This is a genomic window from uncultured Allofournierella sp. (assembly GCA_944382705.1).
Classification (GTDB): Bacteria; Bacillota; Clostridia; order Oscillospirales; family Ruminococcaceae; genus Allofournierella.
Genome location: CALWNE010000056.1, coordinates 37159 through 55653, shown reverse-complemented (window position 1 = coordinate 55653; position 18495 = coordinate 37159). Strand labels below are relative to the sequence as shown.

General features: G+C 54.1%; 17 protein-coding genes. 4 read left to right on the top strand and 13 right to left on the bottom strand.

Annotation, left to right across the window (positions count from 1 at the left end; translation table 11 throughout):
- From ACH2EM_RS08770 to ACH2EM_RS08760, 3 genes are all read right to left on the bottom strand, one after another.
- Positions 1 to 2420 (bottom strand): glycoside hydrolase family 3 C-terminal domain-containing protein (locus tag ACH2EM_RS08770; RefSeq protein ID WP_395151949.1); only part of this gene is annotated, 2420 nt, incomplete at its 3' end.
- Positions 2421 to 2738: 318 nt separating this feature from the next.
- Positions 2739 to 4076 carry a GHKL domain-containing protein gene (locus ACH2EM_RS08765; RefSeq protein ID WP_395151947.1) on the bottom strand — a complete coding sequence of 446 codons (1338 nt, stop codon included), beginning with the start codon at positions 4074 to 4076 and terminating at the stop codon, positions 2739 to 2741.
- Positions 4073 to 4783, bottom strand: a complete 711-nt coding sequence (locus ACH2EM_RS08760; protein ID WP_395151945.1) for a LytR/AlgR family response regulator transcription factor — start codon at positions 4781 to 4783, stop codon at positions 4073 to 4075. The genes ACH2EM_RS08765 and ACH2EM_RS08760 overlap by 4 nt, the downstream gene beginning before the upstream one ends.
- 301 nt (positions 4784 to 5084) lie before the next feature.
- On the opposite strand from ACH2EM_RS08760, the gene ACH2EM_RS08755 reads away from it, so the two are divergent.
- From ACH2EM_RS08755 to ACH2EM_RS08740, 4 genes are all read left to right on the top strand, one after another.
- Positions 5085 to 5540: an RrF2 family transcriptional regulator gene (locus ACH2EM_RS08755; protein ID WP_395151943.1), complete on the top strand. Its 456-nt coding sequence runs from the start codon at positions 5085 to 5087 to the stop codon at positions 5538 to 5540.
- Positions 5541 to 5693: 153 nt separating this feature from the next.
- Positions 5694 to 6887: a cysteine desulfurase family protein gene (locus ACH2EM_RS08750; protein WP_395151941.1), complete on the top strand. Its 1194-nt coding sequence runs from the start codon at positions 5694 to 5696 to the stop codon at positions 6885 to 6887.
- Positions 6874 to 7338, top strand: coding sequence for a Fe-S cluster assembly scaffold protein NifU (nifU, locus tag ACH2EM_RS08745; protein WP_395151939.1), 465 nt, complete (start codon positions 6874 to 6876; stop codon positions 7336 to 7338). Before ACH2EM_RS08750 ends, nifU begins: the two co-directional genes overlap by 14 nt.
- 293 nt (positions 7339 to 7631) lie before the next feature.
- Positions 7632 to 8948, top strand: a complete 1317-nt coding sequence (locus ACH2EM_RS08740) for an Ig-like domain-containing protein (RefSeq protein WP_395151937.1) — start codon at positions 7632 to 7634, stop codon at positions 8946 to 8948.
- 213 nt (positions 8949 to 9161) lie between these two features.
- Here ACH2EM_RS08740 and ACH2EM_RS08735 read toward each other — a convergent pair whose 3' ends face one another.
- The 10 genes from ACH2EM_RS08735 to ACH2EM_RS08690 form a co-directional block, all read right to left on the bottom strand.
- A complete protein-coding gene (locus ACH2EM_RS08735) occupies positions 9162 to 9782 on the bottom strand; it encodes a DUF4340 domain-containing protein (protein ID WP_395151935.1) in 621 nt (206 codons plus the stop codon).
- Positions 9782 to 11242, bottom strand: coding sequence for a GldG family protein (locus ACH2EM_RS08730; protein WP_395151933.1), 1461 nt, complete (start codon positions 11240 to 11242; stop codon positions 9782 to 9784). The genes ACH2EM_RS08735 and ACH2EM_RS08730 overlap by 1 nt, the downstream gene beginning before the upstream one ends.
- A 24-nt stretch (positions 11243 to 11266) precedes the next feature.
- Entirely contained in the window at positions 11267 to 12130 is an 864-nt protein-coding gene (locus tag ACH2EM_RS08725; RefSeq protein WP_395151931.1) for an ABC transporter permease, read from the bottom strand.
- The gene (locus ACH2EM_RS08720) at positions 12127 to 13146 is read right to left on the bottom strand and encodes an ABC transporter ATP-binding protein (protein WP_395151953.1); all 1020 of its coding nucleotides are present in this window, start codon (positions 13144 to 13146) and stop codon (positions 12127 to 12129) included. Before ACH2EM_RS08720 ends, ACH2EM_RS08725 begins: the two co-directional genes overlap by 4 nt.
- 407 nt (positions 13147 to 13553) lie before the next feature.
- Positions 13554 to 14210 (bottom strand): glycerol-3-phosphate 1-O-acyltransferase PlsY, encoded by a 657-nt coding sequence (gene plsY, locus ACH2EM_RS08715; RefSeq protein WP_395151929.1) that lies wholly within the window; start codon positions 14208 to 14210, stop codon positions 13554 to 13556.
- A gap of 50 nt (positions 14211 to 14260) precedes the next feature.
- A complete protein-coding gene (der, locus tag ACH2EM_RS08710) occupies positions 14261 to 15589 on the bottom strand; it encodes a ribosome biogenesis GTPase Der (RefSeq protein ID WP_395151927.1) in 1329 nt (442 codons plus the stop codon).
- A 150-nt stretch (positions 15590 to 15739) separates the two neighbouring features.
- Positions 15740 to 15922, bottom strand: a complete 183-nt coding sequence (gene rpmF, locus ACH2EM_RS08705) for a 50S ribosomal protein L32 (protein ID WP_058967140.1) — start codon at positions 15920 to 15922, stop codon at positions 15740 to 15742.
- 29 nt (positions 15923 to 15951) lie between these two features.
- Complete coding sequence (locus ACH2EM_RS08700) at positions 15952 to 16452, bottom strand: YceD family protein (RefSeq protein WP_395151925.1); 501 nt, start codon at positions 16450 to 16452, stop codon at positions 15952 to 15954.
- A 110-nt stretch (positions 16453 to 16562) separates the two neighbouring features.
- Positions 16563 to 16964 carry a hypothetical protein gene (locus ACH2EM_RS08695; RefSeq protein ID WP_395151923.1) on the bottom strand — a complete coding sequence of 134 codons (402 nt, stop codon included), beginning with the start codon at positions 16962 to 16964 and terminating at the stop codon, positions 16563 to 16565.
- 79 nt (positions 16965 to 17043) lie between these two features.
- The gene (locus ACH2EM_RS08690; protein WP_395151921.1) at positions 17044 to 18378 is read right to left on the bottom strand and encodes a glucose-6-phosphate isomerase; all 1335 of its coding nucleotides are present in this window, start codon (positions 18376 to 18378) and stop codon (positions 17044 to 17046) included.
- Positions 18379 to 18495: the final 117 nt, after the last annotated feature.

Here is an 18495-nt window from a genome sequence, read left to right as displayed (position 1 = left end):
TGCTCATTGACCCAGGTGCACAGCATGCTGTTACGGTTGGTTTCCTGGTCGTTCAGGGCATAGTGCTTGATGTAAGCGTATACACCAAACTGCTCGGCACCCTGAATGGCCTGGGCAGCCAGCTTGCCGCTGAGCAAGCCATCCTCGGAGTAGTACTCAAAGTTACGGCCGCTGAAAGCAGAGCGATGAATGTTCATGGCAGGAGCATACCAGCCGGAAACATCCAGATCATTGGCCATGCGGCCGATGGAAGAACCAAACTTGTAAACCGTATCGGTATTCCAGGTGGAGGCCATCAACACAGTACCAGCAAAGCCGATGGAGCCCTGTTTGGTAAAGTTGTTGTTGATGGAAGCAGGGCCATCACAGTCGTAGGTCTGCACCTTGCCGATGTTTGCCACAGGGGCAGTCTGGTAGCCGCCCAGAGCAATCAGGGTATCCATGTCGGTAACGGTGAGCTGATCCAGGAAGGTATCCCACTGGGCATCATCGTAGGCAACGCCGCGCATATCCACCAGCTGCAGGCCATTTTGGGCACCGGTGGTGGGCATCTGGTCATCGGCGTTGTTGTAGTTTGCAGGGTCGTAGTTGGCGTTGTTCAGGAAGGCAGCCTTGTGCTCCTCAGACATGGAGAGGCTTGCAGGGACAGCAGTTGCCTCCTGATAGTTGGCAAAGCCATCCTTACGGGAAAGGTAAACCACATCGCCCTCCACATCCTGGAACTGGTTGGTGGGAGCGGTTTTGTCGGTGGAACGGCCATCGCTGTACACAATGGTGGAAGGCACATTGTATACCTGGCTGTCCAGCACGGTATGAGAGTCGGAATTGATGCTGATGACATAGTCACCGGCTTCCAGCACATAGGCAGCAGCGCCGTAGCTGTCGTAGGAAGCCATGTCCTCGGCCTTAAAGCTGATGGTCACAGTCTGAGATGCGCCGGGCTCCAGAAGATCGGTTTTGTCAAAAGCCACCAGGTTGGCGGTTGCCTTCTCGATGCCGCCGTTGGTGTAGGGAGGATTGAAGTAAACCTCCACAACCGTCTTGCCGGCCACGCTGCCGGTGTTGGTAACGGTTACATCAAAGCTGAGGGTGCCGTTTTCCTCGGTGATGGGGCCCATCTTCTGGCTGAAGGTGGTGTAGGACAGGCCGTAGCCAAAGGGATATGCAACAACAGCGTCGTAGTCAATCAGGCCTTCGGCGGCAGCAGTTTCGTAGAACTTATAGCCCACATAAATGCCCTCAACATAGTTGATAAAGCTGGGCATTGCAGTGGTTTCCTGCTGGGTGATAAAGTTCACGGAAACCACCTTGTGTTCGTCCATGTTGTCGTAGGTGAACTGACCAAAGTTGTTGGCAGTGGGAGACTGGAACAAATCGTACAGCCAGGTATCCACCGTTTTGCCGGAGGGGTTTACCTCGCCGGTAAACACCTTGCCCACAGCATCAAAGCCGTTTTGGCCAGGGCAGGGAGTGTAGACAGCGGCGTTCACACCATACTCCTCCAGGAAGCCCAGCTCCATGGCGTTGTTGGTGTTAATAAGTACAATCACCTTGTCGAAGTTCTTGCTGACCATATCCAGCAGGTCTTCTTCCCGGTTGCTCAGCTCCAGGTAGTGGTCCCCTGCATCCCAGTCAGCGCCTTCGTTCAGGTCTTCGTCGTATACACCGTTGAAGTAGCTGTTGCCGGTGAGGGCATCCCGCTCTTTCCAGCTGCCATCAGCCACAGAAACCATATCGGTGGGCATATCCGCATTTTCGCCGCCGGGACGGGAGATTACCACCAGCGCAGTGTCAGAAAATTCCTTTGCACTGTTCATCAGCTCGTCGGTATAGGCATTCACATTGGGTTCGGGAAGAGTCCAATCCTGTGCCCACATACCCACGCTGGGACGCTCGGCCTGATAGGTTTCGTAGAAGTTTACCAGGTCCTCGTTCACATTCAGGCCAGCGTTTTTAAGGCCGGTAATCAGGTCGGTTACAGCGTACTGGTCGTTCAGAGCACCAGAACCAACACCACCGTACACGGGAGCGGTGGATGCCCAGCCAAATACATTCAGGTTGGAGCCGCTGGTCAAAGGCAGGACGCCGTCGTTCTCCAGCAGGGTTACACCCTCACCAACCAGTTCCATATTTACTTCGTATGCCTCGGCCATGCTCTCATCCGTGATGGAGCCGCCGCCCATGGCCAGGTTGATTACGGTGAACATGGGGCCAAAGCAGATTGCGTTCACAGTAACAATCAGGGCCAGCAAAAGAGCCATGCCTGCCTGGCTGCGCACCAGGAACTTTTTGCTTTTGGACAGTTTGACGCAGCCCACCATTGCAACAATCGCCAATAGCAGCACTACGCCGAAGCCAATCAGCTCGGTTTTAATTGATGTGAGAATCTTTACAACATCGTCCATATTGATAGACAGCATTTTGTTTCCTCCTTATACGCAAAATTTCGTCTATTCAGCCATTTTGCCGCATCGCTGTGCCTTAATGGCCACCGTTCCCGATCGGCAGCCATGTTGCAGCGTACCCTCCGCAAACTGACTGTAAAGCAGGGAGCTACCGCAAGATAACCGTCCCTGCTTTTTTCATTGCCAGTATATCACATTTCTTACCGATTCTTTACAAAGCCTTCACAAACTGTACATTTTTTGCGCAAACAGCAGTTTGGATTGTCTGTTTATCACAAACAAAAGCCGCGGAGTTTCGGCAATTTGCCAAAAACCCTGCGGCCACCTGATTAATTAAGTGGATTTTGCTGTATTGTTATCCGACTCCGGCAGCGGAATCAGCACCTTTACCACAAACCAGTCCTCCTGCTGTTCCACCTTTACGCTGCCGCCATACTTTGCAGCAGTATACCGGATGCTTTTAAGGCCAAATCCATGGTAGTTTTTATCCTGCTTGGTGGTAATGGGCAGCCCCTGCTCAAACTGCCGCCGGTCTTTGCAATAGTTCTCAAACCGCAGCAGCAAAAACGCTTTTTGAGCGCTGACCGTTACATGAATGAGCCTGCAATTTTTATCCGGAATGGTAAGTTCACACTCGATGGCGTTGTCCAGTGCGTTGCCAAAAATAGTGCAGATGTCCCGCACATCCAAAAAGTCCAGCAAGCTTCCATCTGCCACGCAGGTAAGGGCAATGCCGTGTTTTTGGCAGTACAGGCTCTTGCCGGTGAGCACGGTGTCCAGCACAGGGTTGCCCGTTTTGTTCTGGGCCTCGTAGGCCTTAATGTCCTGTTCCATCTCATCCAGCCAGGCATTCCGCCGCTGGGGGTCCTGTTCTGCCCGCAGGGCCGCAATCTGATGCTTCAGGTCGTGATATTTGCGGTCGATTACCTCAATGGTATCCCGTGATTGGCGGTACTGCACATACTGGTTTTGGAGTACATTCTGGATGGAATCCAGCTCGTAACGCATCTGAAGCTCCCGCCGCTGAAGGTGGTAGGCATACAGCACCGCAACACCGCCCAAATCCACCAGAGTGCGGGTGTTGAAGATATCCAGCAAAAAGGGACTGCTAAAGCCGGTATCTGCGTAGGCATAGCTCAAATTGCTCACAAAAAAGGCCGTCAAAACAATAATTACAGCCCCTCCCAGCTCCCGTGGGGTAACGGCTGTGTGGATTTCTGCCAGGCTGATGCGGCCTTCCAGCCGGTACATAAACCCAAAGACCAGCCCATAGCAGCCCAGCATACAGCCCAGCTGCATCCACAAACCCGGGCCTATCCCCTGCACTACCAAAAAAGCGTAGGTCTGCCACTCCAGGGCCGCTGCAAATTCTGCCAGCACAAACGCCCGCATACACTGATAGCTGGCCTGGGCAAACCCAGTGCGGCCAGCCAGCTGCAAAAACAGCTGCATTAGGGCCACTGCCACCCCCATGCAGGGCATCCAGAACAGCAGGGGGACATTATCGGTCAGCTGCAAAAAAAGCATCTGCACTGCCAGCACCGCCAGGGCCGCCATCCAAAAGCGTTTGCCCCGCACACGCTGGGGCTCCTGGCTCAGATACACAAGGCAGGCCAGCCATTCGGCCAGGGCTGTATGCAGCCGGGGAATATCCCCTAGTAGATCAATCATTTTGCCACCTCACCCACATAGCCGGCCAGTGCCTCCATAAAATCATTTTTGCGGGCACGACTGATGGGCAGCTCCTGCCCTTTTACCAGTGCACAGCCATCCCGTACCGCATCCACATACTCCAGATTCACCAGGTACCCCTTGTTGCACCGAAAAAAATTCTGACCTTCCAGTTTTTCCTCTGCTTCCTTCATGGTTCCGCTGCTGGTGTATATTCCATCCTCTGTATGGAACAACAGGTTATGTCCCTGGCTTTCCACATAATGCAGCCGCCCGATATCCAGCTTTTGCGCGCCGCCGCGAATGGAGATGGTCATATACCGCCTGGCCCGTTTTTTCATCCGGCCAATGGCCCGGTTAAGCCGCTGGGAAAAAGCAAAATAGCTTACCGGCTTGAGCACATAATCCAGCGCATCCACCGCATAACCCCGGATGGCATACTGGGCCATATTGGTAATGAACACAATCACCACTTCCGGGTCCACCTTGCGGATTTCTTCGGCGGCGGTCATACCATCCATGTATTTCATCTCCACATCCATCAAAACAATGTCGTAGGCGTGGTGGTACCCTTCCACAATTTCGTCTCCATCGGTAAACCGGCAGACGGCGATCTGCTGGCCACTTTCCTGGGCATACCGCCGCAAAAACTCCTCCAGCTGAGCTGCATAGCTATCTTCATCCTCTACAATGGCAATGCGAATCACCCACAGCACCCCTTCCCCCGGTATTGACTCTGTTCTTTGGCAGATATTGTACTATCTATTATAAGGGGATGCCCCTGTCTTTTACAAGAACAACCTTTGCTGCAAGCCCTTTTGATTGGCAATTTTGCTTGCCCCTATCCCATCTGTTTTTTTGCATTGTTTATATTTCCCCCTTGATTTTTAAAAAAAAATATTGCACAATGATAACAACAACAGGTCCTTTGCCAAAGCGGCTTTAGCCGTTTTCACATCCATAGCCCTGTTGTTTTATTGCGTAATACAACAACGAGGTACCCGTCTCATGATGATTTCTACCAAGGGGCGTTATGCCCTGCGCGTGATGCTGGACCTGGCCTCCAGCCCGCCGGAGGATTATGTCTCCCTGGCTGGCATCGCAGAGCGGCAGAGCATTTCCATGAAATACCTGGAAGCGATTGTGGCCCTGCTTAACAAAGCAGGCTTTTTGGAAAGCCGCCGGGGTAAGTCCGGCGGTTACCGGCTTTCCCGCTCACCCGAAACCTACTCCATCTGTGCTATCTTAAAGGCAGCCGAAGGAGAGCTTACCCCCGTAAATTGCCGGGGCTGCTCAGACGGCGACTGCCCCCGGGCCGACCAATGCAGCACGCTGCCCCTATGGCTGCGGCTGGAAGCTTTGGTGGACGGATTTTTGGAAAGCATTACCTTAAAAGATTTGATGGACGGCACACTGCCGGACTCCTTCGCTGCCCGTTCCAGCAGCGAAATTTCAGCCCAATAGATTTTCAAGTCCTATTGACTTGGTGGGAATTAAGTGTTATCATAACAATGTCGATGCCGGACCAGGCGGATGCCGGGTCTGTGCCGAATATAACTTCCACCGCCGGGCCGGTTCCCGCGCCCTTGTGCGGTTTGTATTTTTAGGAGGACAGTAATGAACCGGATTTATGCCGATAATGCGGCTACCACCAAACCCAGCCGCCGTGCAACTCAGGTTATGCTGGAGGTTATGGAGCAGAATTACGCCAACCCCTCCAGCCTGCACACCCCCGGCCAGCTGGCCGCCGTTGCTTTGGCCGAAAGCCGCAGCAAGATTGCCAGCATCCTGAACTGTGAGCCGCGGGATATTATTTTTACTTCCGGCGGCAGCGAGGCCGACAACCAGGCCATCCTCACCGGTGCTGTGCTGGGCGAGCGCAAGGGCAAAAAGCACATCGTATCCACCAAGTTTGAGCATCACGCTGTGCTGAACACCCTGCAAAAGCTGGAAAAACAGGGCTTTGAGGTAACCTACCTGGATGTTCATTCCAACGGTATGGTGCACCTGGACGAGCTGGAGGCTGCTCTCCGGCCGGACACTGCTCTGGTTACCATTATGTATGCAAACAACGAAATCGGCTCCATTCAGCCCATCCGTGCCATTGGCGAAATCTGCCGCAAGCATGGCGTGCTGTTCCACACCGACGCTGTGCAGGCGGTAGGCCATCTGCCCATTGATGTACAGGCCGATAACATTGATATGCTCAGCCTGTCCGGCCATAAGTTCCATGGCCCCAAGGGCGTTGGTGCGCTGTACATCCGCAAGGGTGTTGCCCCTGCCGTTCTGATTGAAGGCGGCGCCCAGGAGCGTGGCAAGCGTGCCGGTACCGAAAACCTGCCCGCCATTGCTGGCATGGCTGCTGCACTGGAAGAAGCTGTGGAGAAGATGGACGAGCACACCGCTCACCTGCGCGCCATGCGTGACCGCCTGATTGAAGGCATCACCAAGATTCCCCACTCCACCCTCACCGGCGACCCGGTCAACCGTCTGCCCGGCTGCGCCAGCTTCTGCTTTGAAGGCATTGAGGGCGAGGCTCTCCTGCTGCTGTTGGACCAGAAGGGTGTATGCGGTTCTTCCGGTTCTGCCTGCACCTCCGGTTCTCTGGACCCCAGCCATGTGCTGCTGGCCATTGGCCTGCCCCATGAGGTAGCTCACGGCTCCCTGCGTTTGAGCCTGAGCCACGAAAACACCATGGAAGAAATGGACGCTATCGTGGAAGCCGTTACCGAAGTAGTTGGCTATCTGCGCTCTATCTCCCCCGTATGGGATGATCTTCAGAAAGGAAACAAGGATTATGTTATACAGTGAAAAGGTAATGGACCATTTTCTGAAACCCCGCAATGTTGGCACCATCGAAGACGCTGATGGCGTGGGCGAGGTTGGCAACGCCAAGTGCGGCGACATCATGAAAATCTACCTGAAAATCGACAACGACATCATTACCGATGTAAAGTTCAACACCTTTGGCTGCGGCAGCGCCATTGCTTCCAGCAGCATGGCTACCGAGATGATTAAGGGCAAGTCTGTAGACGAAGCTCTCAAGCTCACCAACAAGGCTGTGACCGAGGCTCTGGACGGTCTGCCCCCTCAAAAAATTCACTGCTCTGTGCTGGCTGAGGAAGCTGTACAGGCCGCCATTGCCGACTATCGCACCCGCAACGGCTTGCCTGTGGATGATATCCCCTCCTGCAACGGCTGCTGCTCCGGCTGCTCTCACGAGCACGAGCATCTCCACGGCCATGGAGAAGACGAGGAATAATTCTTCTTTCTTTTATGCATAATCTCCCCCCCTGGGTTTTCTCACCTTGCCGGTGAGTCTGCCCAGGGGGCTTTTTTCAGGCCGGGCAGCTGCGGCATCCCGCTTTTTTGCCGCTTTTAAAGCAAAACTTGCCCATATTCAAAACCTTACCCCTGCGGCAAGGCCGGTTTGCTTGGCTCCTGTGTAAACCTGGCTTTTTTCAACTTTTTCTTGTAATAAGTTTCCAATCCCAGTATACTGAATATGATAGACTTTTTTGAATAAAAGTGCTTGACATCTTGAAAGGAGGATTCATGTTGAAACACAGCAATCGTATCATAGCTGCACTGCTGTGCGCAGCCATGACCTTATTTTTTGCCGGCTGCTTTGCCAAAGGCTCCAAGCTGAGCCTGCCTGCGGAAGTTGAATTAAAACAGGGCCAGATTCAGCAGCTGATGGTGGAACAAAACACGCAGGGTTTGCAGCTGAAATGGAGCAGCAGCAACTCCCAGGTAGCCCAGGTGGATGAGGATGGCTTTGTGGCCGCCCTTTCTCCTGGTACTGCGGAAATTTCTGTATGGGATACCGGCAGTGCCCTGAATGCAAGCTGCAAAGTCACCGTGATTGCCGCCGAAACCGCCATCCAGGTGCCCACCAATTTAACCCTGGCCTTGAACGGCACCTCCAGCCAGCCACTTAACCCCCTGATAGAAGGCGAGGATACCACTGCCCAGCCGTTTACTTACAGCAGCAGTGACCCCTCCATTGCTACTGTGGACGAGCAGGGCACTGTTTCTGCTGTTGCTGTTGGCAGCTGCATTATTACCACTCAATGGACCAGCGGTGAACGCTCCGCCACCGCCCAAACCCGTGTGACGGTGGTAATTCAGCCCGAGAAACTAACCTTAAACAAGAATTCCGGCACTGTGGAAGAAGGCGAAAAAGAGACCATTTCCCTTTCCTTTGCACCTGCCGAGGCCACCTTGCCTTCGGCCCAGGATGTGAAATGTACCGTAGAGAATGCTTCCATTGCCAAGGCCACCGTACAAAAATCCAGCAAGGAACCTGCAACCTTGGAGCTGGTGGTGGAGGGTCTGAAGGAAGGCAGCACCAACATTACCCTGACTTTGGGCGAGCTGAACACCGCCTATGCCATTACGGTGAAAAAGGCAACCAAACCCACAGCCACCCCCACTGCTACCCCAGTTGCTGCTGCACCTGGAGCCGAAAATCCAGCCGTGCCCGAGGTAACACCCGAACCTGCACCGGAAACAACGGCTGAACCTGCACCGGAGGACTCTGCCAGTGATGCGCCTGTGGCCACCCCCACGCAGAACCCCACCATCGCACCCACCAAAGCCCCGGCAAACAGTTCCAAACCATCTGGGGGTTCCACCTCAAAACCCACTACTTCTAACCCTGCTGTACAGCCCACGGCCGCTCCTACTCTCACATCCACTCCCTCGCCTGAGCCTACCCCTCAGCCTACTCCTCAGCCTACTCCCCAGCCTACCCCCGAACCCACTCCTGAACCTACTCCCGAGCCGACCCCCGAGCCCACTCCAACACAGCCTCCCGCTGCTTCGGAACCGCAGCCGGATTCCCTTCCTGACGCTGCCCCTGGGGAGTAACGAGTATCATATGTAAACAAACAGCTCCTTCTTAGCTGCCTTCCCAAAGTGCAGAGCTGTTTTATAGCAAGAAAATCCCCACCTGGAAAGAGCCTATGCTCGAAATCCAGGTGGGGATTTTTGCTTATTTTTATAAGTCTTTGCGAAAGCTTCCAACGCAGCCTTGCATCCGCAGTATCACTGCCTCTTGGATGAAATAGAGTGCCTGCTGCATTATTGGCTTACCACCGCCCCCAGCTCCTGCTGGGTGCTTTCAAAGAGATTCAGGCTGCTGGCCGATACCAGATACACGCTGCTCTCCCCTTGTTTTTGGAGGTAGCGGCTTTGGGTCATGGTATTGGTAATGCCGCAGTTCCAGGTGGTAGTCTGCCCGTTCACCGTTACCCAGATGGTCAACTCCGGTTCCTCCAGACCATATTCCGGGGCAGCCTGCTCCAACTGGCGCTGGGCTGTGAGGGTGGACAGTGCGGTGAGCATACTGGATATTGTGCTTTGGTCCAGTTGATACTCCGGCTCCTGGGTGAGATACCAAACAAGCTCGGTTTCCGGCTCCTGCTGGGTGTCCGTGTCGCTCTCCTGGCTCTGTGCCGGGTCACTTTCCTCACTTTCTTCCGGGTCGCTTTCCACCACCTGTTCCCGCTGTGCAAAGGAGAGGCTCTCCCCCTGCCAGGTGTAGCCAAATGCCTCGATATCGGCCGACGCAAAATCCGAAAGAGATAGGGTGGTTTCTGTGCTCTCCGGCTCTTGCTGGGCCAGATTGGCCCAGCACAGCAGCCCGCCCAGCACCAAAATAGCCAGGCCAAACACCAGAGCCAGCTTGTGTTTTGCTCCCATTATGCTCTCCTCCTGCGGCGAATGGTAATAACTGCACCGGCTACCAAGCAACCCACCGGCAAAACCAGCGTGGTCAGGTTGCCCCACAAAGCAGACTGTGCCGCATTCACTGTGAGAACATCGCCGGAAAGGCTTTTTGCTGCAATCAGAATGCCGCTGTCCTGGCCGCTCATCCAGCTGGCACAGCCCAGCAGCAGCTGGCTGTTGCCGCCGCCCACTGCATAATCCATGGACTCCTGCATCATCCCTGCACTGGTAAGCCAAATCAGCTTGCTCTCGCTCTCATTTTCGTTGGTGCGTACCGCTGCGGCACCCACCACAAAGGGGCCTTCAATATCGCCCGCTTCTTTTTCGGTGGTGGTCATCTCGTAGCCTGCGGCTTTGTTGTAGGCAGAGGAACTGGTGCGCAGCAGTTCTTCCTGGGTTACATTCTCCAGCTCCGAAAACTGAATAGCCTGGGCATAGGGCAGCATTACATACAAATCATCCAGGCCGCTGGTGCTCTCGTGGCTTTGCACCTTGGGCAGCAGATAGTAGTTGTAGCCCCTTGCATGGTAGGAGGAATTGCCTTCCACCACCAACCCCTGCTGCCGCTCCATGCCGAATTCCGCCATCAAGCTGTCCAGATTGGGGGTGCTGACGCTACTGTCGGTAAGCACCATCAGATTGCCGCCCTGTTCCAGATAGCTGCGCAGAACCTGCACATCCTCCTGGGTGTAGTCCACCGTAGGCCCTGCCACCAAAAGAGCCGAAGCATCTTCCGGAATGCTTTCGGCCGACACCAGAGAAAGGCTTTCCAGCTGAATGTTCTGCATGGCAAGGGCATTCTGCTGGCTGGAGGTCAGGCTTTGCTCTCCATGGCCGGTGAGCTGGTAAATCTTTGGCAAATCCTCGGTTGTTACATAATACACCGCACTGGTAAGCTGCTGTTCGCCGTCAAACTGAACATCATAGCTGCCAGTGGTGTAGTAGTTGGAATAATCGTAGGCATACAGGTCCTGGGCATCCACCAGCTTGCTGCGCTGGCCGCTCACCACCAAAATACTGCCCTGGCTTGCATCGGCTGCATCGTACTGCTGGGCAAAAGTGGGGTAGATGGCCGGATCCTTCTGTTCCCAGTGGAGGTGGCTGCTTTCCTCGGTATACCGCTGCAAAAAGGTTAGGATGCTTTCATCCTCCTGGCCGGTCTGTGCCAGGTAGTAAAAGGTCACATCCTCCTGCAACTGGCTCAGTAGCTGCTTGGTGGTATCCCCCACCGAGTACAGGCCGGAGTGGCTGATGTCAAACTGCGTCCATGCGCTGGGCAGTGCTCCCATTACCAAATTAAGCAGCACCACCACTGCCAGTACGCAGGCTGTGAGTATGCTTGCCATTGTTCCATGCCGGAACGCAGCCTTGCTGCCTTTGGCGCCTGCAAGTTGTGCCTTCCACCGGGCAAGCCACTGTTTGCATTGTTTCATGGTTGTTTGTTCTCCTTTCTGCCCTTAGTTCCAACGGCGTTTTTCCAGCGTTTGTCCCGTAAGGAACAAAAACAGGCCGATTACACTCAGGTAGTACACCAATGCCTGCACACTGAACAAACCATTTACAAACTGCAAAAAGGGCGAAAAAAGGCAAACACCTTCCAGCAGGGCGGAAAACGCCTGGGAAAGCCACCCGCTGCGGGCCACAAACAGCCCCAGCAGCACCGCAAACCCCGCAGCAAACACAAAGAATCCCAGGCTGATGCTTTGGCTGCGCAGGCCAACAACCACTGCCACTGCCAGCAAAATCAGCGCAAACAAGCCCAGTGCCAGCACGCTTCCTGCGGTAAACAGGGTTTGAATACTGGGCATCAGGTAGCTGGCCAGCAGCACACCAAACCCAGCCAGGGCTGCAATGATTTGATTTTCGGTCAGTGCAGAAAGATACATACAAACCGAGAGAGCGGCCGCACCCATGAGCAGATAACACAAAATACCGCTGTAACTGGCCAGCAGGGACACCGTGCCGAACTGCATCATCACCAAAGGATACAGGGCCATCACGCCCACCGGCACCGCAAACACTGCCAGCAAAGCCAGGTATTTACCCAACACAATGGCGCCAATGCTTACCGGGCTGGTAAGCAGCAGCTGATCGGTTTTTGTGCGTTTTTCCTCTGCAAAACTGCGCATTGCAATCAGGGGTACAAAAATCAGCAGCACAATCACAAAGCTGTACAGGGTCATGGTAAAATCCGTGTATCCCCCCTGAAGGTTTACGGCCGTGAAATACAACCCTCCAAACACCAGCAGAACCGCTGTCAGCAGCCAGCCCATCATGCCGTTGTAGTAGCTTTTGAACTCTCGCTTCAAAATGGCAATCATTGGTCTTCCTCCTGTTCCCCTGGCTGTTCAAGCTGGCTATCTTCCTGCGGGCAAGCATCCAGTTCCTGCTGCTCAGCTTCTTGCTGCTCAGGTTCCTGTTGCTCGGTCAGTTGCAGGAACACATCTTCCAGGCTCATGGTGTCCACCACAAGACCCAGAACCGGGCAGCCTGCCTTTGCAAGGTTTTCGCTTACAGCCGCCCGCAGGTCCAATCCCTGAGCCACCTGAAGTTCAACCGTAACCTCGTCTCCCTTTTGCTCCAGAATCTGAATGCTTTCCACGCCCTCCAGGCACTGCAAAGCCTGCTGCACCGGCTGGGCTTGGCCCAGTGCTGTTACCCGCAGCTGGGTTTTTGCCTCCAGCTGCCGGGCCAGTTCCTCAGGCGTTCCCTGGGCCAGCAGCTTGCCCTTTGCAATAATGAGTACATGGTCGCAAAGGGCACTCACCTCGCTGAGGATATGGCTGGACAAAATGACGGTATGCTCCCGGCCAAGTTCCCGAATCAGGCTGCGTATCTCAATCACCTGAGCCGGGTCCAGACCCACGGTGGGTTCATCCAGAATAATCACCTTGGGATTGCCCAGCAGAGCCGCCGCAAGGCCCACCCGCTGCCGGTATCCCTTAGAAAGCTGTTTGATGAGCCGATGCTGGAATTCCACCAATCCGGTGCGCTCCATCACCTGGGCTACCTGCTGGCTGCGCTCTTTGCGGGCTACATCTTTAAGCTCTGCCGCAAAATCCAGATACTCCGCCGGGGTCATATCCAGATAGAGCGGCGGCTGTTCCGGCAGATAGCCTACGCAGGCTTTGGCCTTGGCAGGCTGTTCCAGAATGTCCCACCCGGCAATGCTTACCTTGCCCTCACTGGCCGAAATATACCCGGTAAGCACATTCATGGTGGTGGATTTGCCTGCCCCGTTGGGGCCGAGCAATCCGCAGATGGTGCCCTCCGGCACCTGAAACGAGATGTCCTCCACAGCAGTATGTCCGCTGTATCGCTTGGTCAAATGTTCCACTTGAATCAAGCAAACCACACTCCTTTTTGCGCTCCCAGGCTGCACAAAGCCCGGGGCAGTTTGTGGTTCAGTATACTCTTTGATGGTGAAAATTCTGAAAAATCCATTTGAAAATCCTGCAAAAGTTTTGCTTTGCACCAGCCTGTCAGCGCCTGCTTTGCAATCTCACTATGCAGGTTGGATTGGGTACTAAAAGATACTCTTTAAGTTAGAGCAGTCGGTACTGTAATCCTGGCATAAGCCATCTGCCTTGCCGATATTCTTCCATCCTTCATCTTACTATCTTCTTTTAAGGCTCTCTTAGCACCCGTTCCGTCTTTTTATGCAATTGCTCCTACCCGGCACCTGGGATAATTTATAAAAAAACAGACTCCAGGCATACCCTGAAGTCTGTTTTTTGTTGATGTTTAGGACTTTTTTTCGCCAAATTTGTACTCTGTGCCATTCAGCAACCGCTGGATGTTGGCTCGATGCATCCAAATCACCAATGCAGCCATTACAGCCGCACAAACCACCGTAAACAGGACGCTGCGGTGGCTGTACCAGGACCAAAGTCCGGTGAACACCGGATAAAGGGCCGCCGCTGTGATGGAAGAAAGGCTTACAATGCGGGTGGAAAAGGCCAGCACAAAGAATACCACCAGCAGAGCCAGCAGCACCACCGGCTCACTGGCCAGAATGGCACCGGCAGCTACCGCAACGCCCTTGCCGCCCTTAAAGCCAAACCAAACCGGCCACAAATGCCCGCACACTGCACCGATGGCTGCCAGGTAGCCAGCGTATACACCGTTCACTTCGGCACCAGTTGCCAGGGTAGCCAGCCAGTGGCAGAGCAGCACTGCCACCACACCTTTGCCCATGTCCCCTGCCAGGGTAAGGGCCGCAGCCTTTTTACCGTAGGTGCGCAGGATATTGGTGGTGCCTGCGTTGCCGCTGCCCTTGCTGCGCACATCCTCGTGGTAGATGCAGCGGCTTACAATCACACCAAAGTTGATGCCGCCCAGCAGATACCCTACCAACAGGGCAACCACCAACAGCAAAGCCACAGTCTGTGTGAGATTCATGGAACTACTCCTTCCAGTGTTGTTGTGGGGATTATTTTATGCCGCAGCGATTACTTGGTATTTCCGTCGCCCCGTTCCCGCACAACCAACCGGATGGGAGTACCTTCCAAACCAAAGGTCTGGCGAATCTGGTTCTCGATATAACGCTGATAGGAGAAATGGAACAAGTCCTTGCGGTTTACAAAGCACACAAAGGTGGGCGGGCGGGTGGAAATCTGGGTCATGTAGTAGATTTTCAGCCGGCGGCCCTTGTCGCTGGGGGGCTGTACGCGGGCAGTGGCACGGGCCAGCAGCTCGTTCAGCATACCAGTGGTTACACGCAAGGCATTTTGCTGGTCCACATACTTAATCATCTCAAACAGCTTATCCAGCCGCTGGCCGGTTTTGGCACTGATGAAGATAATGGGGGCATAGCTCATAAAGCTAAAATCGTTTTCCAGCTGTTTGCGGAACACATCCATGGTTTTGTCATCTTTTTCGATGGCATCCCATTTATTCACTGCAATGATGCAGGCCTTGCCCTGCTCATGGGCGTAGCCCGCCACCTTGGAGTCCTGTTCGGTAAAGCCCACGGTGGCGTCAATCATAATTACGCACACATTGCTGCGCTCCACCGCTGCCAAGCTGCGCAGAACACTGTAACGCTCCACACCTTCCTCCACCTTGCCCCGCTTGCGCAGGCCAGCGGTGTCGGTAAAAATAAAGCTGCCGTGCTTGTTGTCCACCTGGCTGTCGATGGCATCACGGGTGGTACCTGCCTGGTTGGCAACAATCATCCGCTCCTCGCCCAGAATGCGGTTTACCAGGCTGGACTTGCCCACATTGGGGCGGCCGATGACTGCCACGCTGATGCGGTCATCTTCTTCGCCGCTGTTTTCGCCAAAGTTCAGATGCTCACAGATGGCTTCCAACAAATCACCGGTGCCGTGACCATGCACACTGGAAATGGGGTATACATCGCCCAGGCCCAGGCTGTAAAAATCGTACAGCTCCAGGGGCGGCTCACCGATTTTATCCACTTTATTTACAGCCAGAATCACAGGCTTGCCGCTGCGCATCAGCATATTGGCAATGACCTGGTCCTGTGCGGTTACGCCGGCCCGCAGGTCGGTCACCATCACAATGCACTCCGCTGCATCAATGGCCAGCTGGGCCTGCTGGCGGATGTGCTTGAGGATGTCGTCATCCCCCATCTCAATGCCGCCGGTATCCACCAGCAAAAATTCGTGGTTCTGCCATTCACAATTGCCAAAAATCCGGTCTCGAGTTACACCGGGTGTATCTTCCACAATGGCCAAACGCTGGCCAATGAGTTTGTTAAACAGGGTGGATTTGCCCACATTGGGGCGGCCAACCACTGCCACAATGGGTTTTGCCATAAAAGCCTCCTTTGTTGAGGGATGGATAGAGTTGTTCCGGCCGCCAGATCCATGCCTTGATCCGGGCCGCTGCATCGGGCCAATTTGCCCGCAAAAACGACAAGAAAAAGGGGAAGGCGAAGCCCTCCCCTTGCTCTTACGGAAAGCGGATTACGCTTCCTTCTTGATGATTTCCTTGCCCTTGTAGTAGCCGCAATTGCCGCATACCTGGTGGGGGAGCTTGTACTCGCCGCACTGGCTGCACTTCACCAGTGCAGGGGCTTCCAGCTTCCACACAGAGGAGCGACGCTTGTCGCGCCGTGCCTTGGAAACCTTTCTCTTTGGTACTGCCATTTGTAAGCACCTCCTCAATGTGAATGAAGTTAATTCAGCAGTTGTTTTAATATAGCAAGCCGTTCGTCTACGGGAGTAGTGGAGCCCTGCTCACAACAGGTACAACCTGCTGCTTTGGGTTTTCCGCAAACATGGCATAGCCCTTGGCAATCCGGACTGCACAGCAGTACCGGGGGGATTTCCATCATAAGTTCCTCGCAAACCAGTTCTTCCAAATTCAGTTTGCCGGTCTCATCGATGGGCAGTTCCAACAGGTCGTCATCCAAATCAACCTGGCGTACCAGCCAGTCCCGCTCAATGCTATATTGCTCATGAATGGGGGCAAGGCAGCGGGCGCATTCGGTTGTAACCTGTGCGGTTGCAGTCAAGTGCAGTTCCACACCATTTTCGGTTGGATGTGCAGAAAACGCTCCCTCCACCGGTGCAAGCACCTGGTAACCTGGGAAATCGTATTTGCTTACATCAAAATGCAGGGTTGCACGGTACGGCTCCCGTCCATTCTGAAAAAACCGCTTTAAATCAAATTGCATGGTTCACCTCTAAAAGACTGCCTTACCAGTATAACGAATCTGTTTGAATTTGTCAATACAAAAATTAAAAGCGGGAGCCATTTTTTCGACTCCCGCCCCTGGTTATACCTTTACAGATATTTTTTTACTTCTTCGGGCAGAGTTTCTTCGGCCGTGGACAGGGTAATGGTTACATTGGTATCCCCTGCTGCGGCCTCCACATCGGCCAGGAATTTTGCCAGACCAGTCAGGTCCTTATCTACAACCTTCAGCAGACCATCGATGTACAATTCGGTAATGTCGTAGTTGCCGGCCAGGACACCTGCCACGAAACCGAACATCATATCATAACCAGCCACATTGTACCGATCCAGGTCGATCAGGCGTGCTGCATGGTCGATGTCGTAAGTAAGCTGCATGGACTTTTCCACTACCACTACATTGCCGTTGGTAGTTTTGGTTACAGCGTTGATGCTGTCGATCATTGCCTTGGTCTTGCCGGTGCCTTTGGTGCCAACAATCAGTTTAATCATAATAAAGTCCCTCCTTAACTGGTGTGGGGCCTAGCAGGCTGGCTGCGGCCCTTTCTATGCTTGTTCCGAAAACAATGCCTTAGTGCAGCTTTGCTTCCAGTTCTGCCTTACGGTCTTCGTAGCCAGGCTTGCCCAGCAGAGCAAACATATTCTTTTTGTAGCTCTCCACGCCAGGCTGGTCAAAGGGGTTTACTGCCAGCAGGTAGCCGCTGATGGCACAGGCCCGCTCGAAGAAATAAATCAGATAGCCCAGATCGTACTCGCCCAGGCTGGGAGTCTCCAGTACAATGTTGGGAACACCGCCGTCGGTGTGTGCCAGAATAGTGCCTTCCATGGCCTTGCGGTTGACCACGCTCATCTCCTGACCGGCCAGGAAGTTCAGGCCATCCCGGTCCTGTTCATCCAGCTGGATGAACAAATCCCGTGCGGGTTTTTGGATGTCCACCACTGTTTCAAACATGATGCGGGCGCCTTCCTGTACAAACTGGCCCATGGAGTGCAGGTCGGTGGAAAATACCACGCTGGTGGGCATAAGGCCCTTGCCGTCCTTGCCTTCGCTCTCGCCAAACAGCTGCTTGTACCACTCGTTCATCATGGTGAAGTTGGGCTCGTAAGCGGCCAGCAGCTCCACAGCCTTACCCTTGCGGTACAAAATGTTGCGGGCGGCAGCGTAGCGGTAGCAGTCGTTCCACTGGGTTCCGTCGGCGTAAGCGGCGCGGGCGTCGGCTGCACCCTGCATCAAAGCGTCGATGTCACAGCCTGCACAGGCGATGGGCAGCAGGCCCACAGCCGTGAGAACCGAGAAACGGCCACCCACATCATCGGGCACCACAAAGGTCTGCCAGCCGGCTTCGTCCGCCTGCTTTTTGAGGGTGCCGCGGCTGCGGTCGGTGGTGGCGTAAATACGCTGTGCCGCCTGCTCGCCATAGCGGCGCTCCATGTAGTCCTTAAATACACGGAAAGCCAGTGCAGGCTCGGTGGTGGTGCCGGACTTGGAAATCACATTCACGCTCACCTCTTTGCCCTCGCAGCAGTCCAGAATGTCCTGCAAGCAGGAGGGAGAGATGGAGCTGCCTGCAAAGAAAATCTGGGGATTGCCTTTTTTGCAGGTGTTGTTGTACATCTGGCCCTGAATGGCCTCGATGGCGGCACGGGCACCCAGGTAGGAACCACCAATGCCGATGACCACCAGAACATCCGAGTCGCTGCGGATTTTTTGAGCAGCAGCCTTGATGCGGGCGAATTCTTCCTTATCGTAATCCACGGGCAAATCTACCCATCCCAGGAAATCGTTGCCGGGGCCAGTACGGTCCATCAGCTGCTGATGGGCTGTCTGAACCTGCGGCCAGATGGCGCTGAACTCAGACTCCTGCACAAACTTTTCCAGGTATTTGCCGTTGAATTTTACACTCATATTGCGACCCCCAATGGTGTGGTTTGTTTGTAATAACTATACCTTTTTGTCATAAAAAAGTCAAGCTAAATCAAGAGTTATGCACAAAATCTTATCACTTTATACACAAAAACAGGC